This window comes from Rhodococcus sp. IEGM 1302 (genome assembly GCF_030056935.1).
Classification (GTDB): domain Bacteria; phylum Actinomycetota; class Actinomycetes; order Mycobacteriales; family Mycobacteriaceae; genus Rhodococcus_F; species Rhodococcus_F qingshengii.
Map to the genome: position 1 here is coordinate 33,324 of NZ_JASHKY010000032.1, position 18,226 is coordinate 51,549.

Below are 18,226 nucleotides of genomic sequence, written 5' to 3' on the forward strand. Positions count from 1 at the left end.
GAGATTGGGGTTGCTTGTGTACCGCGTATTCGAGGCACTGGACGAACTGGTCGCAATTGTCGAAGAGGCGCGCGGTGTTCCCATGACCGCAGGGTGTGTTGTGCCTCGCGGTGACGTACTCGAGCTACTCGACGACGTCCGGGACGCAATTCCGAGCGAGCTGGACGACGCTCAGGACGTCCTCGATCATCGCGACAAATTGGTCGGTGACGCGCGAGCAAACGCCGAGAAGACGGTCAGCAGCGCCAATGCCGAGGCAACCTCGACTGTGGAGAACGCACGCGACGACGCCGACCGGATTCTGTCCGATGCCAAGGCTCAGGCCGATCGCATGGTTGCCGAAGCGCGTGCGCACGCCGATCAGTTGGTCGAGGACGCCGAAGCAGAAGCGGAACGGACCGTCACCGACGGCCGTCGTGAGTACGAGGCCGTCACCGGACGGGCGCGTGCCGAGGCCGATCGGATGATCGAGTCCGGCCAGGCCTCGTACGAACATTCGGTGGCGGAGGGAACGGCGGAGCAGGCTCGTCTGGTGTCGCAGACCGAGGTTGTCCAGTCAGCTCACGCGGAATCCGCGCGAGTGATCGACGCCGCTCATGCCGAGTCCGACAGGATGCGTTCGGAGTGTGACCTGTACGTGGACACCAAGTTGGCCGAGTTCGAAGAGTTCCTCACCGGAACGGTTCGATCGGTCGGGCGTGGTCGTCAACAGCTTCGAACGGGTTCGGGGGTTCCCGACTACCAGGACGACGATCGTCGTTCCGAGCGGCGCCGATAGAGCAGACAAGTCAGTCGAGGGTGGGTCGTCCGATATGGGGCGGCCCACTTTTTCGTGGATCGAATTGGGATTTGCCTTGTAGCTGCCGTATTGTGGAGTGGTTGCCCATACCAGTTTCAACAGTTAGGTGAGTCCTCTTTGTCAACGCATCGTCGTAGTTCGTCGCATCAGTCAAGTGATGCGGGATTTTTGCTGGACACGGTCAAGCTCGGTCGTCGTCCAGGGTCGATGCGTACCGTCGAGAGAACAATTCAGTCCCCGAACCGTATCGGTCTCGATCTGATCGCGATCGAAGCGGGCGCGGACATAGATCTCGATCTTCGTCTCGAAGCAGTGTCCGAAGGCGTTCTCGTCACCGGAAACGTGCACGCACCCACCAAGGGTGAATGCTCGCGGTGCCTTGAACCTTTCACCGACACCGTGGACATCTATCTCACGGAGTTGTTCGCTTACCCGGACAGCACCACCGAGGAGACGACGGAAGAGGGAGAGGTCTACGCGGTCGAAGACGACGAAATCGACCTCGAACCGGTCATCGTCGATGCAGTCGGGCTGGCGCTTCCGCTCCAGCCTCTGTGCAGTGACGATTGCCTGGGATTGTGCTCAGAATGTGGCATTCGCCTGGCGATTGCGGAATCTGGGCATGGGCATGACATACTTGATCCTCGCTGGGCTGGTCTCGCGGCCAAATTTGGCGTGGAATCAAACACCAGCGAAAATCTTGTGATCACCGAAGCCGAGGAGAAGTAGAAGTGGCTGTCCCCAAGCGCAAAATGTCGCGATCCAACACGCGGTCGCGTCGTAGCCAGTGGAAGACCACTGTGCCCACCCTCGTTACCTGCCCCAACCGTGGCTGTGGCGAGCAGACCCTTCCCCACATCGCATGCCCGTCATGCGGTACTTACAAGGGCCGCCAGGTAACCGCTGCTGTCTAGTTCTCCCCGGAGAAAGACTATGACGAGCGAAAATACAGTTTCAGCCGCCGGCGGCGAGGGCAATCACGACAAGCTCCTCGCCGCTGTCGGCGTAGATATAGAGCCCGGTCTTCTGACCCTGGCTCTCACGCACCGCTCGTACGCGTACGAGAACGGCGGACTGCCCACGAACGAGCGCCTCGAGTTCCTCGGGGATTCCGTTCTCGGCGTCACGGTGACCGAAAATCTCTACCTGTCCCACCCGGACAAATCCGAAGGTGATCTGGCGAAGATCCGTGCCAGCGTGGTCAACATGCATGCACTCGCCGAGGTTGCCAGGACTCTGGGTGAAGGTGGACTCGGAGCACACCTGCTGCTGGGTAAGGGCGAGGAAATGACGGGCGGCCGTGACAAGCCGTCCATTCTCGCCGACGGTATGGAGTCGATTCTCGGCGCCATCCACCTGCAGCACGGCATCGAGACTGCGCGACGCGTCGTCCTCGATCTGTTCGACGATCTACTCACTCGCGCACCGCTTCTGGGCGCGGGTCTGGATTGGAAGACGAGTCTGCAGGAACTGACCGCAGAACACGGTGCCGGAGTTCCCGTTTACGAGATCACCGCCACAGGACCCGATCACGACAAGGAATTCACGGCCACCGTTCTCATCAGTGGCAAACCCTTGGGTGTCGGTGTCGGTCGTTCCAAGAAGGAAGCCGAGCAGAAGGCAGCAAGTTCGGCATGGAAGACGATGTCGGAGAATGCCGCTGCTACCGCAGTCGCTGCTGACGACACGCCTGATCTTGCCGGCTGAGTTCACTCTTGCCTGAGCTTCCCGAAGTCGAAGTCGTTCGCCGCGGCCTACAGTCTCATGCTGTAGGTGCGGCGATCGAGGCCGTCGAGGTACTCCATCCCCGCGCGATCAGGCGCCACATTCTCGGTTCCGAGGACTTGATCGGCCAACTCACCGGGCAGACCATCGCTTCGGCAGAGCGTCGCGGCAAGTACCTGTGGCTGGTTCTCGAGCCTGCCGGTGTCGGACTGGTGGTTCATCTCGGGATGAGCGGACAGATGCTGGTCCAACCCCCGACAGTCGACTGGGAAAAGCACCTACGCATTCGGTTGGCCCTCGATTCCGGGGCCGATCTTCGATTCGTCGATCAGCGGACCTTCGGTGGCTGGTCGATTTCACCCCTCGTCGAGGTCGACGGAACGATGCTGCCCGAGTCGGTGGCGCACATCGCCCGCGATCCCATGGATGCGGCGTTCGATCTCGAATCCGTCGTGAAAGTCCTGCGGGGCAAGCACACCGAGATCAAGCGCGCGATTCTCGACCAGACGGTGGTCTCCGGAATCGGAAACATCTACGCCGACGAATCATTGTGGCGCGCCAAGATTCACGGCAACCGAATCGCCGAAACGCTTACCAGGCCCAAACTTCGAGAACTGTTGACCGCGGCACACTCGGTGATGGGTGAAGCGCTCGATCAGGGCGGTACGTCCTTCGACGCGCTGTACGTGAACGTCAACGGGGAATCGGGCTACTTCGACCGGTCGCTGTCGGCGTACGGGCAGGAAAACCTCCCGTGCCCGCGATGCGGCGCGCCGATCAAGCGTGAGAAGTTCATGAATCGATCGTCGTTCAGTTGCCCGCGGTGCCAGCCGACCCCGAGGGCACGGCGAATCGCCTAGGTCTCCCGCCCCTTCGGTTCGGCGGAGTGGCAAGATTGCGTCATGGCTGAACAGACTCCCGACACCACTGCAACCGCCCCGGCTCACACGGAGCTTTGGGTCGAACGAACCGGAACCCGCCTCTACACCGGCAAGAGTTCGCGCGGCGCAGAGGTTCTCATCGGCTCCGAATCGGTGCCAGGAGTCTTCACGCCCGGCGAACTCCTCAAAATTGCACTGGCCGCATGCACGGGGATGAGCTCCGACTTCCCGATCTCGCGCCGGCTCGGTGACAACTACGACGCGACGGTCCGAGTGTCCGGAGCCGCCGATCGTGAAAACGAAGTCTACCCGCAGCTCGACGAGGTCCTCGAGCTCGATCTCAGCGAGTTGGATGCCGAGGCACAGCAGCGCCTCATCACTCTCGTCGAGCGTTCCGTGGACAAGGTATGCACGGTCGGGCGCACCCTCAAGGCCGGAACCAAGGTCACTCTGTCGTTCGACACGGAAGCCTGATGTTCCGCGCCGGCAGCGTTGTCGCTGCGATCGCACTGGGTTCCGTTGTGGCGCTGAGTGCTCCGGCACAGGCCTCGGTCCCGGCCGACGGCTCGGACGGTGGTTGCGGCACATGGACGTCGAGCGTCGTGGCGACTGGTGCCGGAATGCTCGAGAACCTCGAATTCGACGGCAACGGATCGATGGTGTTGTCGCAGTCGGCTCTGATCGGGCCGGGTGCACTGCTGAAAGTAGCGCCGGACGGAACACGGACAACTTTGGTCGGTGACGTCACCGGACCTGGCGGTCTGGTCGCGCGTGAGGGATCCGTGTACTTCACCACGGGCAACTCGACTGTCTCGGGACTGTTCGGAATCGCCGACGGCAGCCTCCGCAAGGTCGATGTCGCAGACGGGTCGGTGACAACGATCGCCGACGGTCTGGTGATGCCGAACGGGCTTGTGCAGCTGGACGATAACCGTTTCCTCACTGCCCGCACACTCACCAGGCCGGGGCTCACGGTCGTCAACAGTGACGGAAGCAGTTCGATCGTTCGTGAAGACCTCGGCACCGTCGACGGCCTCGCACGCTCCGGTTCGACGATCTACGTGAGCACGACCTTCGACATGGTCACCGCCGTCCACATCCTCGACGCAAACGATCTGGGCGGGCCGGTGCGAACGATCACGCTCCCCGGGTTCGGTCCGGCAAACATGGCGGACGATCTGACCGTCGGACCGGACGGCGCGTTGTACGTCGCATTCAATGCAGGCGGCAAAGTTGTTCGCGTCGATCCGGATTCGGGATCTTCGTGTGAGATCGCCTCGGGTCTGCCGTTCACATCTGCGGTCAAGTTCGGCGCCGGACCGGGCTGGGATCCCAACGCGCTCTACACCACCGGATTCCTGGGTGACGTTCACCGTCTCGAACGTGTGGCGGGCTGAGCGTCATGGCTGAAGCAGCGCCTGTGCGGTTGACGGCGTGGGTTCACGGATACGTTCAAGGCGTCGGGTTCCGGTGGTGGACCAGGGCCCGCGCTCTCGAACTCGGATTGATCGGATATGCGTCCAATCAGCGTGACGGTCGAGTGCTCGTCGTGGCGGAGGGCGAACGCACGCAGCTCGAGCGATTGGTGGAGCTGCTGCGCTCGGGTACTACCCCAGGCTCGGTGGATCTCGTGGTCGACAGCTGGGACACCGCAAGGGGCGACCTGACAGGGTTCGTCGAACGCTGACCTGTTTGGCGGTAAAGTTTCCCCCCATGCACCTCAAGAGTCTGACACTCAAGGGATTCAAATCCTTTGCGTCGGCAACGACTCTTCGGTTCGAGCCGGGAATTACCTGTGTGGTCGGCCCGAACGGCTCGGGTAAATCCAACGTCGTCGATGCGTTGACCTGGGTGATGGGCGAGCAGGGCGCCAAGGCCCTGCGCGGCGGCAAGATGGAAGATGTCATCTTTGCCGGCACCTCCGGCCGCGCGCCGCTGGGCCGCGCCGAGGTGACCTTGACCATCGACAACGCCGACGGGGCGCTCCCGATCGAGTACTCCGAGGTGTCGATCACGCGCCGCATGTTCCGCGACGGCGCGGGGGAGTACGAGATCAACGGCTCGTCCTGCCGTCTGATGGACGTCCAGGAACTGCTCAGCGACTCCGGCATCGGCCGCGAAATGCATGTCATCGTCGGGCAGGGACGGCTCGCCGCGATCCTCGAATCCCGTCCCGAAGATCGACGCGCCTTCATCGAAGAAGCCGCGGGAGTCCTCAAACATCGCCGCCGCAAGGAAAAAGCGGTGCGCAAACTCGATTCCATGCAGGCCAATCTCGCTCGCCTCAGTGACCTCACCGCGGAACTGCGTCGGCAACTCAAACCGCTGGGACGCCAAGCCGAGGTCGCTCGGCGAGCACAGACGGTCCAGGCTGACCTGCGTGATGCAAAGATGCGTCTGGCCGCTGACGATCTGGTGACCCGTCGAAACCAGTTGAACGACCAGGCGCAGGACGAGAAAGCGGCCCGTGAACAGCACAACCAGGTGGCGGCTGCGCTCGACGAGGCCAACCTCGAACTCGGGCGCCAGGAGCAAGCTCTCGCTCGTCTGACTCCGGGATCGGAAGCGGCTGCACAGAGTTGGTTCCAGCTTTCCGCGCTTGCCGAACGCGTGAACGCCACTGTGCGCATCGCCCGCGAGCGTGCGCGTCACCTCGACTCCGAACCCGTCGGCAACCGCGGCCAGGACCCGGACGAGATGGAGGCGCGCGCCGAACGTCTTGCTGCCGAGGAGGCCGAACTCCTCGAAGGCGTCGAAATCGCGCGAGCGGCGTCGGAAGCTGCTCGGGACCAGCTCGCAGCCACCGAAGATGCTGCAGCAGAAGCGGAACGGGCGCACATGGCAGAAGTTCGTGCCGTCGCCGACCGCCGTGAAGGTCTTGCTCGACTCTCCGGTCAGGTCGACACTCTGCGTACCCGCGTCGAATCCGTCGACGCGGAAGTGTCTCGGCTGACCGAGGCGATCGACGAGGCTCGTCTGCGTGGCGATGCCGCACAGGCCGAGTTCGACACGGTGCAAGAAAGCATCGGGGACCTCGACGCCGGTGAAGTCGGCCTCGATACCAATCACGAACGCGCCATCGAGGCTCTCGAGATGATCGACGCGCGCGTCGAAGAGCTTCGTGAGGAAGAAAAGACGAGCGGGCAACGCATCGCTTCGCTCCGGGCGCGCATCGAGGCACTGTCGATGGGTTTGCAGCGCAAGGACGGTGGCGGCTGGCTGCTCGAACACCGCGGCGACGACGGCATCACCTCGCTGGTCGGATTGATTCACGTCGAACCCGGCTACGAGGCCGCGATCGCTGCCGCGATGGGGCCGGCGGCGGACGCCGTCGTGGCGCAGTCGCTGGACTCTGCTCGCTCCGCTGTCACAGCACTGGCCGATCAGGACGGTGGACGTGCATCACTGATCGTGAGCGGTGAACCGGCGATCAAGCGCGAGGCCGAGATCGCGCCGGGTAGTCGTCCGGCCGTCGACGTCATCGACTGCCCTGACGAGTTGCGTGCCGGATTGACCGCCATCCTCGATGGCGTCGTCCTGGTCGAGACTCTCGATGACGCGATTCGAGTTGTTGCTGACCGCAAGGGAATTCGCGCAGTGACGCGTTCCGGCGATCTGCACGGTTCGGGGTGGATGATCGGTGGCTCGGATCGGCAACCGAGCACGCTCGAGGTGCAGGCGGCGATCGACGCGTCAGCAGCGGAACTGGCGGCAACGGAGAGCCGATCCGAGGAACTCGACGCTGCGCTGTCCGGCGCTCTGGCCGAACAAGCCGCTCGACGCGAGACCGCGGAGCAAACTTTGGCAGCGCTCAACGAGTCGGACGCCGCCATGTCCGCCATCTACGAGCAGTTGGGCAGATTGGGGCAGGCAGCACGAGTCGCCCACGCGGAATCCGAGCGGTTGACCGCCCAGCGAGTGCGTGCCGAGGAGGGCCGCGGTGAGTCGCTGACAAAGCTCGCGGATCTGGAGGAACGTCTGCGCGTCGCCGAAACCGACGGCAGTGCACCGGGACACGGTGCGGAATCGACCGCTGCCGATCGCGAAATGGCCGCAGCATCGCTCGCCGAAGTGCGTATCGTCGAAATGGATGCTCGCCTTGCCGTCCGCACCGCCGAAGAGCGTGCGGAATCTGTACGCGGAAAGGCCGATTCGCTTCGGCGTGCGGCCGCCGCGGAACGAGAAGCGCGGATTCGCGCCGAGCGGGCTCTGCGCGCCAGAGCGCACGCTGCGGAAGTTGCAGCTGCCGTCGCCGAGTCGGGACAGCGCGTGGCGGCCGAACTCGAGACCGTCGTCGCCGCGGCTCTTGCTCACCGCGACGAGTTGGCTCGGGCCCGCACCGAGTGCACGGCCAAGCTGGATCAGGTCCGCGAGACAGTCCGAGCACTGACTGGACAACTCGCTTCGCTCACCGACGCCGTCCACCGCGACGAGGTAGCGAAGGCACAGGCAGCGCTGCGCATCGAACAACTCGAGGAGTCGATCCTCGATCAGTACGGTATCGGCCTCGACGATCTGATCGCCGAGTACGGGCCCGAGGTCGAACTGCCGCCGACCGCTCTCGAAATCGAGGAGTACGAGCAGGCCAAGGAGCGTGGGGAGCAGGTCACCGCCCCCGCTCCGCTTCCGTACGACCGCGCGACTCAGGAACGGCGCGCCAAGCGGGCCGAGAAGGACCTCGCCACCCTCGGCAAGGTCAATCCGCTGGCGCTCGAGGAATTCGCAGCTCTCGAGGAGCGGTACACCTTCCTCTCCACTCAGCTCGAGGACGTCAAGACCGCACGCAAGGACCTTCTTGCTGTGGTCGCAGACGTCGACGCACGAATTCTGCAGGTGTTCACCGAGGCCTATGCCGACGTCGAGCGTGAGTTCGTGGGAGTGTTCGAGAAATTGTTTCCCGGGGGAGAAGGGCGGCTGGTCCTCACCGATCCCTCGGACATGCTCACCACCGGCATCGAAGTCGAGGCGCGTCCGCCCGGTAAGAAGGTCAAACGGTTGTCGTTGCTGTCGGGCGGCGAGAAGTCGTTGACCGCGGTGGCCATGCTGGTCGCGATCTTCCGGGCACGCCCGTCCCCGTTCTACGTGATGGACGAAGTCGAGGCGGCGTTGGACGACACCAACCTGCGGCGGCTGATCGGACTCTTCGAACAATTGCGGGAGAAGTCGCAGTTGATCGTGATCACTCACCAGAAACCGACGATGGAAATCGCCGATGCGTTGTACGGCGTCAGCATGCGCGGCGACGGCATCACCACCGTGATTTCGCAGCGACTTCGCGGTCAAGACATGGCCTCGACGTAAGCCCTGCTCACTTTCCGGGTCGGAGCCTGAAACAATGGGCCGGTGACTACCCAGGCTTGGATCATCATCGCGGCTGTAGCGGCCGTACTACTCGTCGTTCTCGTTGCCGGATTCCTGCGCTACCGCAAGGGGCAGGTATCGCTGAAGGCACCCGAGACGAAGCCGGAGCTCGGCGCCCCCGAGAAGGACAAGTCAGGCGGCTACAAGGCCGGTGGCGGGTTCAACTTCAGTCAGGGGTCGACGGCAACGGCGCCACCTCCGGTGGTTCCGACACCTCCGGTCGCCGAGAAGCCGCCCGTCGTCGAAGAACCTGTCGTCGAAGAACCTGTCGTCGAAAAACCGATCGTCGAAGAACCTGTTGCGGAGAAGCCGGCCGTTGTCGAGGAGCCGGTTGTCGAAGAACCCGCTGTTGTCGAGGAACCGGTTGTCGAAGAGCCGGTAATCGAAAAGCCGGTCGTAGAAGAACCAGCGGTAGCAGAACCTGTTGTCGAAGAACCTGTCGTTCCCGAACCTGTTGTCGTTCCCGAACCCGTCGAGCCTGCACCGCGCGTGCTGGACGAGATCGACCCGACCGAGGGTCGGCTGGACCGACTGCGCGGGCGCCTTTCCCGCTCGCAGTCAGCAGTCGGCAAGAGCTTGCTGGGTCTGCTCGGTGGCGGCGATCTGGACGAGGATTCGTGGGAAGAAGTCGAGGACACCCTCCTCATCGCAGACCTCGGCTCCGCGACAACGGAAAAAGTCGTCACGAAGCTTCGTGAGCAGATGGCGGCCCGCAGCGTCCGGACCGAGGCTGCCGCCCGCGCCCTTCTGCGCGAGGTGTTGATCGCCGAACTGCGTCCCGAACTGGACCGCTCCATCCGCGCATTGCCGCATGATGATCACCCGGCTGTTCTGCTCGTCGTCGGCGTCAACGGGACCGGCAAGACAACGACCACCGGCAAGTTGGCTCGCGTGCTCGTCGCCGACGGTCGTCGCGTCGTGCTCGGTGCCGCGGACACGTTCCGCGCCGCCGCCGCCGATCAGCTCCAGACGTGGGCCGAGCGTGTCGGCGCTGAAGTTGTTCGTGGCAAGGAGGGTGGCGATCCCGCTGCGATTGCCTTCGACGCGGTCTCACGGGGCATCGCGGACGGCGTCGACGTGGTCCTGATCGACACCGCCGGCCGTCTGCACACCAAGACCGGTCTGATGGACGAGCTCGGCAAGGTCAAGCGGGTTATCGAGAAGAAGGCCTCGGTCGACGACGTTCTGCTGGTTCTCGATGCGACGGTCGGCCAGAACGGATTGGCGCAGGCTCGAGTGTTCGCGGAGGTCGTGGACATCACCGGCGTCGTACTGACCAAGCTGGACGGAACCGCCAAGGGCGGAATCGTCTTCCAGGTTCAGCATGAACTGGGTGTGCCGGTGAAGTTGGTCGGCCTCGGTGAAGGTGCCGACGACCTGGCGCCGTTCGAGCCGGGTGCGTTCGTCGACGCCCTCCTGGGCTGACGCCCCCGTGCGCCTTTTTGGTAGCGCGAACTACCGAAAAGGCGCACAGGGGCGGTAGAACTCCCTGGCGAAACCTGTTTGCAACAAAGTTGGGCAATTGGTTCACGTCTGCGAAACGCGACAGCGCCATGGACGAAACACCAGCCCAGCACTCTTCTCCTTAACGACGTGCTGCCCGGCACGTGCGACTAGGAGGTAGTAAGTGAGTACCGACGATTTGTTGGCGAACTCCGGTAACGCCGCATGGATGCTGATGGCTGCATCTCTGGTCTTGCTGATGACACCCGGCCTCGCTTTCTTCTACGGCGGGATGTCTCGGTCCAAGTCCGTCCTGAACATGATGATGATGTCCTTCGGGGCCATGGCCGTCATCGGCGTCATCTACGTTCTGTGGGGATGGTCGATGTCCTACGGCTCTGAGAACATCGGGGGCATTTTTGCCAACCCGTTCGAGTTCTTCGGCCTCAAGAACAGCATCACCGATGCTGACGGCAACTTCATCGCCGGCGCCTGGGGCTACCCCAACGTCATCGACATCGCGTTCCAGGTGACATTCGCGATCATCACCACCGCCCTCATCAGTGGTGCCCTGGCCGAGCGGGTCAAGTTCGGCACCTGGCTCCTGTTCTCGGGTATCTGGGTCACCGTCGTCTACTTCCCGCTCGCACACATGGTGTGGGGCGGCGGACTCCTCTCGGGCTCCGAGGACGGCATCGCGGCAAAGCTCTTCGGCACCACGGTCAACGACGACGGAGTCACCGTCGCCAACGTCGCTCCGATCGACTTCGCCGGTGGCACAGTCGTTCACATCAACGCGGGTATGGCCGGTCTGGTCCTCGCACTCATCGTCGGCAAGCGTCTCGGCTTCGGCAAGACCGCCTTCCGTCCGCACAACCTGCCCTTCGTGATGCTCGGCGCCGCACTCCTCTGGTTCGGTTGGTTCGGCTTCAACGCCGGCTCGGCATTCGCCGCCGACGGTAACGCCGGTCTCGCCTGGGTCAACACGACCACCGCGACGTGTGCCGCAGTCCTGGCCTGGCTCGCTACCGAGCGTATTCGTGACGGCCACGCCACCAGCCTCGGCGCAGCGTCCGGTGCGGTCGCCGGTCTGGTCGCCATCACCCCTGCTGCCGGTGCGCTCAACCCGGTCGGTTCCATCTTCCTCGGCGCAATAGCCGGCATCCTGTCCGCTCTCGCAGTCGGCCTGAAGTTCCGCTTCGGCTTCGACGACTCGCTCGACGTCGTCGGTGTTCACCTTGTCTCCGGCCTGTGGGGCACGATCGGTATCGGATTCTTCGGCACCGCAACCGGCCTCTTCTACGGCGGCGACTACAAGCAACTGGTGGTTCAGATCGTGATCGCACTCGCAGCCCTCGTCTTCACCGGCGTTCTGACGACGATCATCGGCTTCGCGCTCAAGCCCCTGGGCTGGCGAATCTCGGCCGAGGACGAGGCACGCGGCATCGATGAGACCGAACACGCAGAGACCGCATACGACCTCGCGTGATCAGCACGTGATTAAAGTGAATTCAGGCACTTCAGAGTTTGGAAAGGGATGAGCACATGAAGCTGATCACAGCAATCGTCAAGCCGTTCACGCTCGAGGACGTCAAGACCGGACTCGAGCAGGCCGGAGTGCTGGGTATGACAGTCAGCGAAGTTCAGGGCTACGGCCGACAGAAGGGCCACACCGAGGTGTACCGAGGTGCGGAGTATTCCGTGGACTTCGTACCCAAGGTCCGGGTCGAGGTCGTCGTCGACGACGCGGCCGTGGACAAGGTGGTCGAGGTGATCGTCGAGGCCGCTCGAACCGGCAAGATCGGTGACGGCAAGGTGTGGGTCTCGCCAGTCGAGTCGGTCATCCGGGTTCGCACCGGGGAACGCGGTGGCGATGCACTCTGACCCGAAAGGGTCCGAGAACTTCGGCCCTGGTTCCGTCGCGAAAGCGACGGGGCCAGGGCCGGTCTCGTCAGGGGGATCCGACGAAGCTGCGGACCTGGCCCGCGCACGCAAGGCCCTACTCACCGGAGGCGTCAAGAACAGGAGGCTCGACGCCCCCGCGCTGCGACATGCACTGGTCGATCTGCACGAATTCTGGTTGACCACCAAGGGGACCGAACTGGGCATCAAACCGGATTGTGGGTTTGCCATCGTCGCCGTGGGTGGTCTCGGCCGACGCGAACTGTTGCCGTATTCCGATCTCGATCTGATTCTGCTGCACGACGACATGGACCCAGCAGTCGTGGCCCAGGTTGCGGACAGCCTGTGGTACCCGTTGTGGGACGCGCACATCAAACTCGACCACAGCGTGCGGACGCTTCCGCAGGCGCTTCAGGTTGCGGCCACCGACATGACGGCAGCACTCGGAATGCTCGAAGCACGCCACATTGCGGGCGACGTGGAGCTGAGCAACTTGTTGATCAGTGGTGTGCGACGACAGTGGCGCATGGACATCCGCAGCCGATTCGACGAATTGATCACCCAGACCCGTACGAGGTGGGAGCGCAGCGGCGAGATCGCCCATCGCGCCGAACCGGATCTCAAGAGCGGTCGTGGCGGGCTGCGAGACGTCCAACTGCTCAACGCCCTGTCCATCGCGCAATTGACCGACGGGATGCCGGGGCTGGGACCCAACTCGCCCGGCGGCGGTCTGGCACTTGCGCACAGGCGGTTGCTCGACGTGCGCACCGAACTTCACCGCGTTGCCGGTCGCGCCCGCGACCAACTGCGAGCACAGGACGCCGACGAGATCGGTGCGGCGCTACGGATCGGTGATCGATTCGATCTGGCCCGCCTTCTCAGCGAATCGGCGCGCACCATCAGCTATTCGGTCGACGTCGGTATCCGTACCGCCGGAAACTCCTTGCCCCGGCGTGGTTTGTCGCGGCTGCGTCGCGCGCCGGTGCGGCGGCCACTGGACGAGGGCGTCGTCGAGCATGCCGGCGAAGTTGTTCTGGCGCGCGATGCGAGACCGAAGAAGGATCCCGGTCTGGTGATGCGGGTCGCGGCAGCGGCGGCCACCAACGGCATGCCCATCTCCGCGTCGACGCTCAATCGCCTGGCCGACAACGCCCCGGAACTGCGTGAGCCGTGGCCGAAAAATGCAGTCAACGATCTCTTGGTCGTGCTGGGTTCGGGATCGCGTGCGGTTCCGGTGATCGAGGCGATGGACCGGACCGGGCTCTGGGGTCGACTCCTGCCGGAGTGGGGGACCATTCGCGATCTTCCGCCGCGCGACGCCGTCCACACGTGGACGGTGGATCGGCACCTGGTCGAAACCGCCGCGTATGCAAGCGGATTCACCACTCGCGTCGCTCGGCCGGATCTGCTCATGCTCGGTGCGTTGATCCACGACATCGGGAAGGGGCGAGGGGGAGACCACAGCGTCGTCGGTGCCGAATTGGCCACCGCGATCGGAAATCGCTTGGGACTCTGGCCTTCCGACGTCGCGACGTTGACGGCGATGGTGCGCTACCACTTGCTGTTGCCGGAAACCGCCACCCGTCGCGACCTCGACGATCCGGCAACCGTGCAGCGAGTGGTCGACGCACTCGAGGGAGACGGGACCCTTCTCGATCTCCTGCATTCGTTGGCGGAAGCGGATTCGCTGGCCACCGGGCCTGGTGTCTGGGGCGACTGGAAGTCGTCGTTGATCGGCGAGCTGGTGCGTCGTTGTCGTTTGCTGATGGCAGGGGAGGAGCTCCCGCAACCCGATCCACTCGCTCCCGAGCAATTGGCCATCGCCGAGGAGGGCGGGGTTCACGTCTCGCTCGTTCCGGCCGAGAATGCGCACACCTACGTCGTGACCGTCATCGCGCCCGACGCACCCGGGCTGCTGTCTCGGGCTGCCGGAGTTCTGGCGCTGCAGTCGTTGCGGGTGCATTCCGCATCGCTGGGGTCGCATGCAGGTTCGGCGGTCAACTCGTTTGTCGTGACGCCGAGGTTCGGCACACCCCCGCAGGCGGTGCTGCTCCGGCAGGAATTGATCCGGGCTTCGGCCGGTGAACTGAATTTGCTCGAACTTCTCGACGCGAAGGACGAGGAGGCACGGGCAGAGCAGTGGGACGACCCGATCCAGACCAACAAGGATTCCGCGGTTCCGGTGCTCTATGCGCAGGCGCCACCGCGGGTCATCTGGTTCGACGCGCCCGGTGACGGTCAGGCGATCCTCGAATTGCGTACCGAGGACCGCGTCGGCCTGCTCTGCCGACTGGCCGCAGCACTCGAACACAGTGGAGCCGACATCCGGTGGGCGAAGGTCGCCACCTTGGGTTCCTCGGTGGTCGACGCGTTCTGCCTCGACTTCGGTGAGGCCGATACCCGCGCGGCGCGAGAGCGCGTCGAGGAGGCGGTGCTGGCGGTGGTTCCGGTGCCACAACCCAAGAAGAAAGAGGATTGACGGACCGGTTTCGGCAGTTACGCCCGCATCGGCTGGGATCGGTGCGGGCGTAGCGGCTAGGCTGGTGCCCGAGAATATCCACGGCTAACTCGCACGACCTTCAGGAGCGCACTCGGTGTTCGAATCCCTTTCCGACAGATTGACCGGATCTCTCAAGGATCTGCGTGGCAAGGGTCGTCTGTCCGGCGCCGACATCGACGCTACGGCCCGCGAGATCCGCCTTGCCCTGCTCGAGGCCGACGTCGCGCTTCCCGTAGTGCGCAGCTTCATCGCCAAGATCAAGGAACGCGCCAAGGGCGCCGAGGTCTCGGGTGCACTGAACCCGGCTCAGCAGGTCGTCAAGATCGTCAACGAAGAGCTGGTCGAGGTTCTCGGCGGCGAAACTCGTCGACTGCAGTTCGCCAAGACTCCGCCGACGGTCATCATGTTGGCCGGTCTGCAGGGTTCCGGTAAGACCACGCTGGCCGGAAAGTTGGCCAAGTGGCTCAAGGATCAGGGGCACACGCCCCTCCTCGTCGCCTGTGACCTTCAGCGTCCCGGCGCCGTCACTCAGCTTCAGATCGTCGGTGAGCGTGCAGGCGCCGCAGTCTTCGCGCCGCATCCCGGTACCTCCATCGGCGGCGGCGAGAACGCACTGGGCGTGTCCGCAGCCGACCCCGTCGAGGTCGCCCGCGCCGGCGTCGAAGAAGCACGCAACAAGCATTACGACGTCGTGATCGTCGACACCGCCGGTCGCCTCGGTATCGACTCGGAGCTGATGGCGCAGGCCGCCGGTATCCGTGACGCCGTCAACCCGGACGAGACCATCTTCGTCCTCGACGCCATGATCGGTCAGGACGCGGTCAGCACGGCCGACGCGTTCCGTGAGGGAGTCGGCATCACCGGTGTCGTCCTCACCAAGCTCGACGGCGACGCCCGCGGTGGTGCCGCGCTGAGCGTCCGCGAGGTCACCGGCCAGCCGATCCTCTTCGCCTCCACCGGCGAGAAGCTCGAAGACTTCGACGTCTTCCATCCCGATCGCATGGCCAGCCGGATCCTCGGTATGGGCGATGTCCTGAGCCTCATCGAGCAGGCCGAGCAGGTTTTCGACGCCGATCAGGCCGAAGCGACCGCAGCGAAGATCGGCTCCGGTCAGCTCACCCTCGAAGACTTCCTCGATCAGATGATGGCCGTCCGCAAGATGGGCCCGATCGGCAACCTCCTCGGTATGTTGCCGGGTGCCGGCGGCATGAAGGACGCGCTGGCCAACGTCGACGAGAAGCAACTCGATCGCATTCAGGCCATCATCCGCGGTATGACGCCGGCCGAGCGCGACGATCCGAAGATCATCAACGCCTCACGCAGACTGCGCATCGCGAACGGTTCGGGCGTCAAGGTTTCCGACGTCAACCAGTTGGTGGACCGTTTCTTCGAAGCCCGCAAGATGATGGCTGCCATGGCCGGCCGTATGGGTATGCCCGGCGCGCGTAAGCAGGTTCGCAGCAAGAAGGGCAAGAAGGGCAAGAAGGGCGGCAAGGGCCCGACGCAGCCCAAGATGCGCGGAGGATTCCCCGGCATGGGCGGATTCCCGGGTATGCCCGGCGGAATGCCGGCTGGCATGCCCGACCTGTCGAACATGCCCAAGGGTCTCGATCAGTTGCCGCCCGGACTGGAAGGCATCGATCTCTCTCAGCTCAAGCTGCCCAAGAAGTAGTCGGTGGCTGCGCTTCATCTGCGGGGTATCGGTCTGCCCGATGCCGAGCCGATCGAATTGTGGATCGTCGACGGGCTGATTTCCTTCGAGCCGGTGTCCGGTGCGGAGACGATCGTCGAATCGGGTTGGATCACACCGGGTCTCGTGGATGCGCACTGTCACGTCGGTATCCGCTACGGCGGTGGCGGGGGCGAAACCGTCGACGGCTTGCTGGGGCAGGCGAAGACCGAACGTGACGCGGGCGTGCTGTTGCTTCGTGACGCCGGATCGCCGGTCGACACCAGGTTCATCGACGAGCGCCTCGATCTGCCGCGGATCATTCGCGCAGGCCAGCACATCGCAGCACCGAAGCGGTACATCCCGGGCCTGCCGGTCGACCTGGACGACGAATCTCAGTTGCCGGCCGAGGTGGTGCGTCAGGCACGCGCCGGTGACGGTTGGGTCAAGCTCGTCGGGGACTGGATCGATCGTTCCATCGGTGACCTCGCCCCGTTGTGGAGCGACGAGATTCTGGTCGAGGCCATCGCTGCCGCCCATGCCGAAGGCGCAAGGGTCACCGCTCACGTCTTTGCCGAGGATGCTCTGCCCGGCCTGATCAACGCCGGCATCGACTGCATCGAGCACGGCACCGGATTGACGGACGCGACCATCGAGTTGATGGTCGCTCACGGCACGGCCTTGGTTCCGACGCTGATCAACATCGCAACTTTCCCCGAGATCGCGGACTCTGCCACGCGGTATCCGATCTACGCGGCGCACATGCGGGATCTGCACGCTCGTCGACATCGGACGATCGGTGCCGCTCACGAGGCCGGGATTCCGATCTATGCCGGAACGGATGCCGGCGGATCGATCAGGCACGGCCGGATCGCCGACGAGATCGCCGAACTCGAAGTTGCCGGTTTGACGGCGCATCAGGCGCTGGGCGCAGCCTGCTGGGACGCGCGGAGTTGGCTGGGTGCGCAGGGGATCGAAGAAGGAGCGCCCGCCGACCTGGTGGTTTATTCCGAAGATCCGCGCGGAAACCCCGATGTGCTCGCGAAGCCGATGCGTGTGATCCTCCGCGGAACCCCCGTGAGTGGTTAGGGAGTCCCCGCACTCTCGAAGCGCGCACAGGGTGGTTTCCGAACGAGCCCACCCATCTGGCACAATGGACCATTGTTCGTCGCAACCGGTTACGTACCGCTGCGACGGTCACAGGATAGAGGCAAAACCGGGCTCACAAATCGTGTGGGTCGCTGAATTGCACGTGACATGCGCAGCACTGTTGTGCGCGCTGAAGGAGAACTGCAGCTGTGGCTGTCAAAATCAAGCTCACCCGCCTCGGCAAGATCCGCAACGCTCAGTACCGCGTTGTAATCGCCGACTCGCGCACCCGTCGTGACGGCCGTGCGATCGAGACCATCGGCAAGTACCACCCCAAGGAAGAGCCCTCGCTGATCGACATCGATTCCGAGCGCGCTCAGTACTGGCTGTCCGTGGGCGCACAGCCCACCGAGCCCGTCGAGGCACTCCTCAAGATCACCGGTGACTGGCAGAAGTTCAAGGGCCTGCCGGGCACCGAAGGCACCCTGCGCGTCAAGGAAGCCAAGCCCACCAAGCTCGAGCTCTTCCAGGCTGCGCTCGCGCAGGCCGAGAACGAGCCGGTTGCAGAAGCAATCACCCCCAAGAAGAAGAAGGCTGCAAAGGCTGACGAGGCCAAGGCAGAAGACACCGCGGCTGACGCCGAGGCTCCCGCTGCAGACGCCGAGGCTGCTGACAAGTGAGTGCCGTCGTCGCTGATGCGGTAGAGCATCTCGTGCGTGGCATCGTCGCCAATCCCGACGATGTGCGCGTCGAGCTGATCACCGGACGTCGGGGACGGACCGTCGAGGTGCACGTGCACCCAGACGATCTCGGCAAGGTCATCGGTCGGGGTGGTCGCACTGCGACCGCTCTGCGGA

17 protein-coding genes are annotated in these 18,226 nt (G+C 64.0%); all 17 read left to right on the forward strand.

Translation table 11 applies throughout. The annotated features are described in order from the left end of the window. Positions 1–16 precede the first annotated feature (16 nt). Positions 17–778 carry a DivIVA domain-containing protein gene (locus QM609_RS26185; protein WP_003942696.1) on the forward strand — a complete coding sequence of 254 codons (762 nt, stop codon included), beginning with the start codon at positions 17–19 and terminating at the stop codon, positions 776–778. 189 nt (positions 779–967) lie between these two features. Continuing rightward, complete coding sequence (locus tag QM609_RS26190; RefSeq protein ID WP_007729319.1) at positions 968–1,528, forward strand: YceD family protein; 561 nt, start codon at positions 968–970, stop codon at positions 1,526–1,528. A 2-nt stretch (positions 1,529–1,530) separates the two neighbouring features. Further along, positions 1,531–1,713, forward strand: coding sequence for a 50S ribosomal protein L32 (gene rpmF / locus QM609_RS26195; RefSeq protein WP_007729318.1), 183 nt, complete (start codon positions 1,531–1,533; stop codon positions 1,711–1,713). 19 nt (positions 1,714–1,732) lie between these two features. Further along, complete coding sequence (gene rnc, locus QM609_RS26200) at positions 1,733–2,506, forward strand: ribonuclease III (RefSeq protein WP_003942759.1); 774 nt, start codon at positions 1,733–1,735, stop codon at positions 2,504–2,506. Positions 2,507–2,514: 8 nt separating this feature from the next. Further along, positions 2,515–3,384 (forward strand): bifunctional DNA-formamidopyrimidine glycosylase/DNA-(apurinic or apyrimidinic site) lyase, encoded by an 870-nt coding sequence (gene mutM, locus QM609_RS26205; protein WP_003942752.1) that lies wholly within the window; start codon positions 2,515–2,517, stop codon positions 3,382–3,384. Between the two features lie 42 nt (positions 3,385–3,426). Beyond that, entirely contained in the window at positions 3,427–3,879 is a 453-nt protein-coding gene (locus tag QM609_RS26210; RefSeq protein WP_003942740.1) for an OsmC family protein, read from the forward strand. Beyond that, positions 3,879–4,802 carry an SMP-30/gluconolactonase/LRE family protein gene (locus QM609_RS26215; protein ID WP_050656643.1) on the forward strand — a complete coding sequence of 308 codons (924 nt, stop codon included), beginning with the start codon at positions 3,879–3,881 and terminating at the stop codon, positions 4,800–4,802. Before QM609_RS26210 ends, QM609_RS26215 begins: the two co-directional genes overlap by 1 nt. A gap of 5 nt (positions 4,803–4,807) precedes the next feature. Then, the gene (locus QM609_RS26220; RefSeq protein WP_037130369.1) at positions 4,808–5,092 is read left to right on the forward strand and encodes an acylphosphatase; all 285 of its coding nucleotides are present in this window, start codon (positions 4,808–4,810) and stop codon (positions 5,090–5,092) included. 26 nt (positions 5,093–5,118) lie between these two features. Beyond that, positions 5,119–8,706, forward strand: coding sequence for a chromosome segregation protein SMC (gene smc, locus QM609_RS26225; RefSeq protein WP_050656642.1), 3,588 nt, complete (start codon positions 5,119–5,121; stop codon positions 8,704–8,706). Between the two features lie 42 nt (positions 8,707–8,748). Beyond that, a complete protein-coding gene (ftsY, locus tag QM609_RS26230) occupies positions 8,749–10,191 on the forward strand; it encodes a signal recognition particle-docking protein FtsY (RefSeq protein WP_050656641.1) in 1,443 nt (480 codons plus the stop codon). Positions 10,192–10,438: 247 nt separating this feature from the next. Next, positions 10,439–11,698: an ammonium transporter gene (locus tag QM609_RS26235; protein ID WP_050656651.1), complete on the forward strand. Its 1,260-nt coding sequence runs from the start codon at positions 10,439–10,441 to the stop codon at positions 11,696–11,698. Positions 11,699–11,754: 56 nt separating this feature from the next. After that, positions 11,755–12,093 carry a P-II family nitrogen regulator gene (locus QM609_RS26240; RefSeq protein ID WP_003942772.1) on the forward strand — a complete coding sequence of 113 codons (339 nt, stop codon included), beginning with the start codon at positions 11,755–11,757 and terminating at the stop codon, positions 12,091–12,093. Beyond that, positions 12,083–14,590: a [protein-PII] uridylyltransferase gene (locus tag QM609_RS26245; RefSeq protein ID WP_003942689.1), complete on the forward strand. Its 2,508-nt coding sequence runs from the start codon at positions 12,083–12,085 to the stop codon at positions 14,588–14,590. The genes QM609_RS26240 and QM609_RS26245 overlap by 11 nt, the downstream gene beginning before the upstream one ends. Positions 14,591–14,705: 115 nt before the next feature. Beyond that, a complete protein-coding gene (gene ffh / locus QM609_RS26250; protein WP_003942713.1) occupies positions 14,706–16,283 on the forward strand; it encodes a signal recognition particle protein in 1,578 nt (525 codons plus the stop codon). A gap of 3 nt (positions 16,284–16,286) precedes the next feature. After that, positions 16,287–17,369 (forward strand): amidohydrolase family protein, encoded by a 1,083-nt coding sequence (locus QM609_RS26255; protein ID WP_050656640.1) that lies wholly within the window; start codon positions 16,287–16,289, stop codon positions 17,367–17,369. A 209-nt stretch (positions 17,370–17,578) separates the two neighbouring features. Next, positions 17,579–18,049, forward strand: coding sequence for a 30S ribosomal protein S16 (rpsP, locus tag QM609_RS26260; RefSeq protein ID WP_003942818.1), 471 nt, complete (start codon positions 17,579–17,581; stop codon positions 18,047–18,049). Then, on the forward strand, positions 18,046–18,226 hold a 181-nt coding region (locus QM609_RS26265; RefSeq protein WP_283337601.1), incomplete at its 3' end, for a KH domain-containing protein. The genes rpsP and QM609_RS26265, both read left to right, overlap by 4 nt.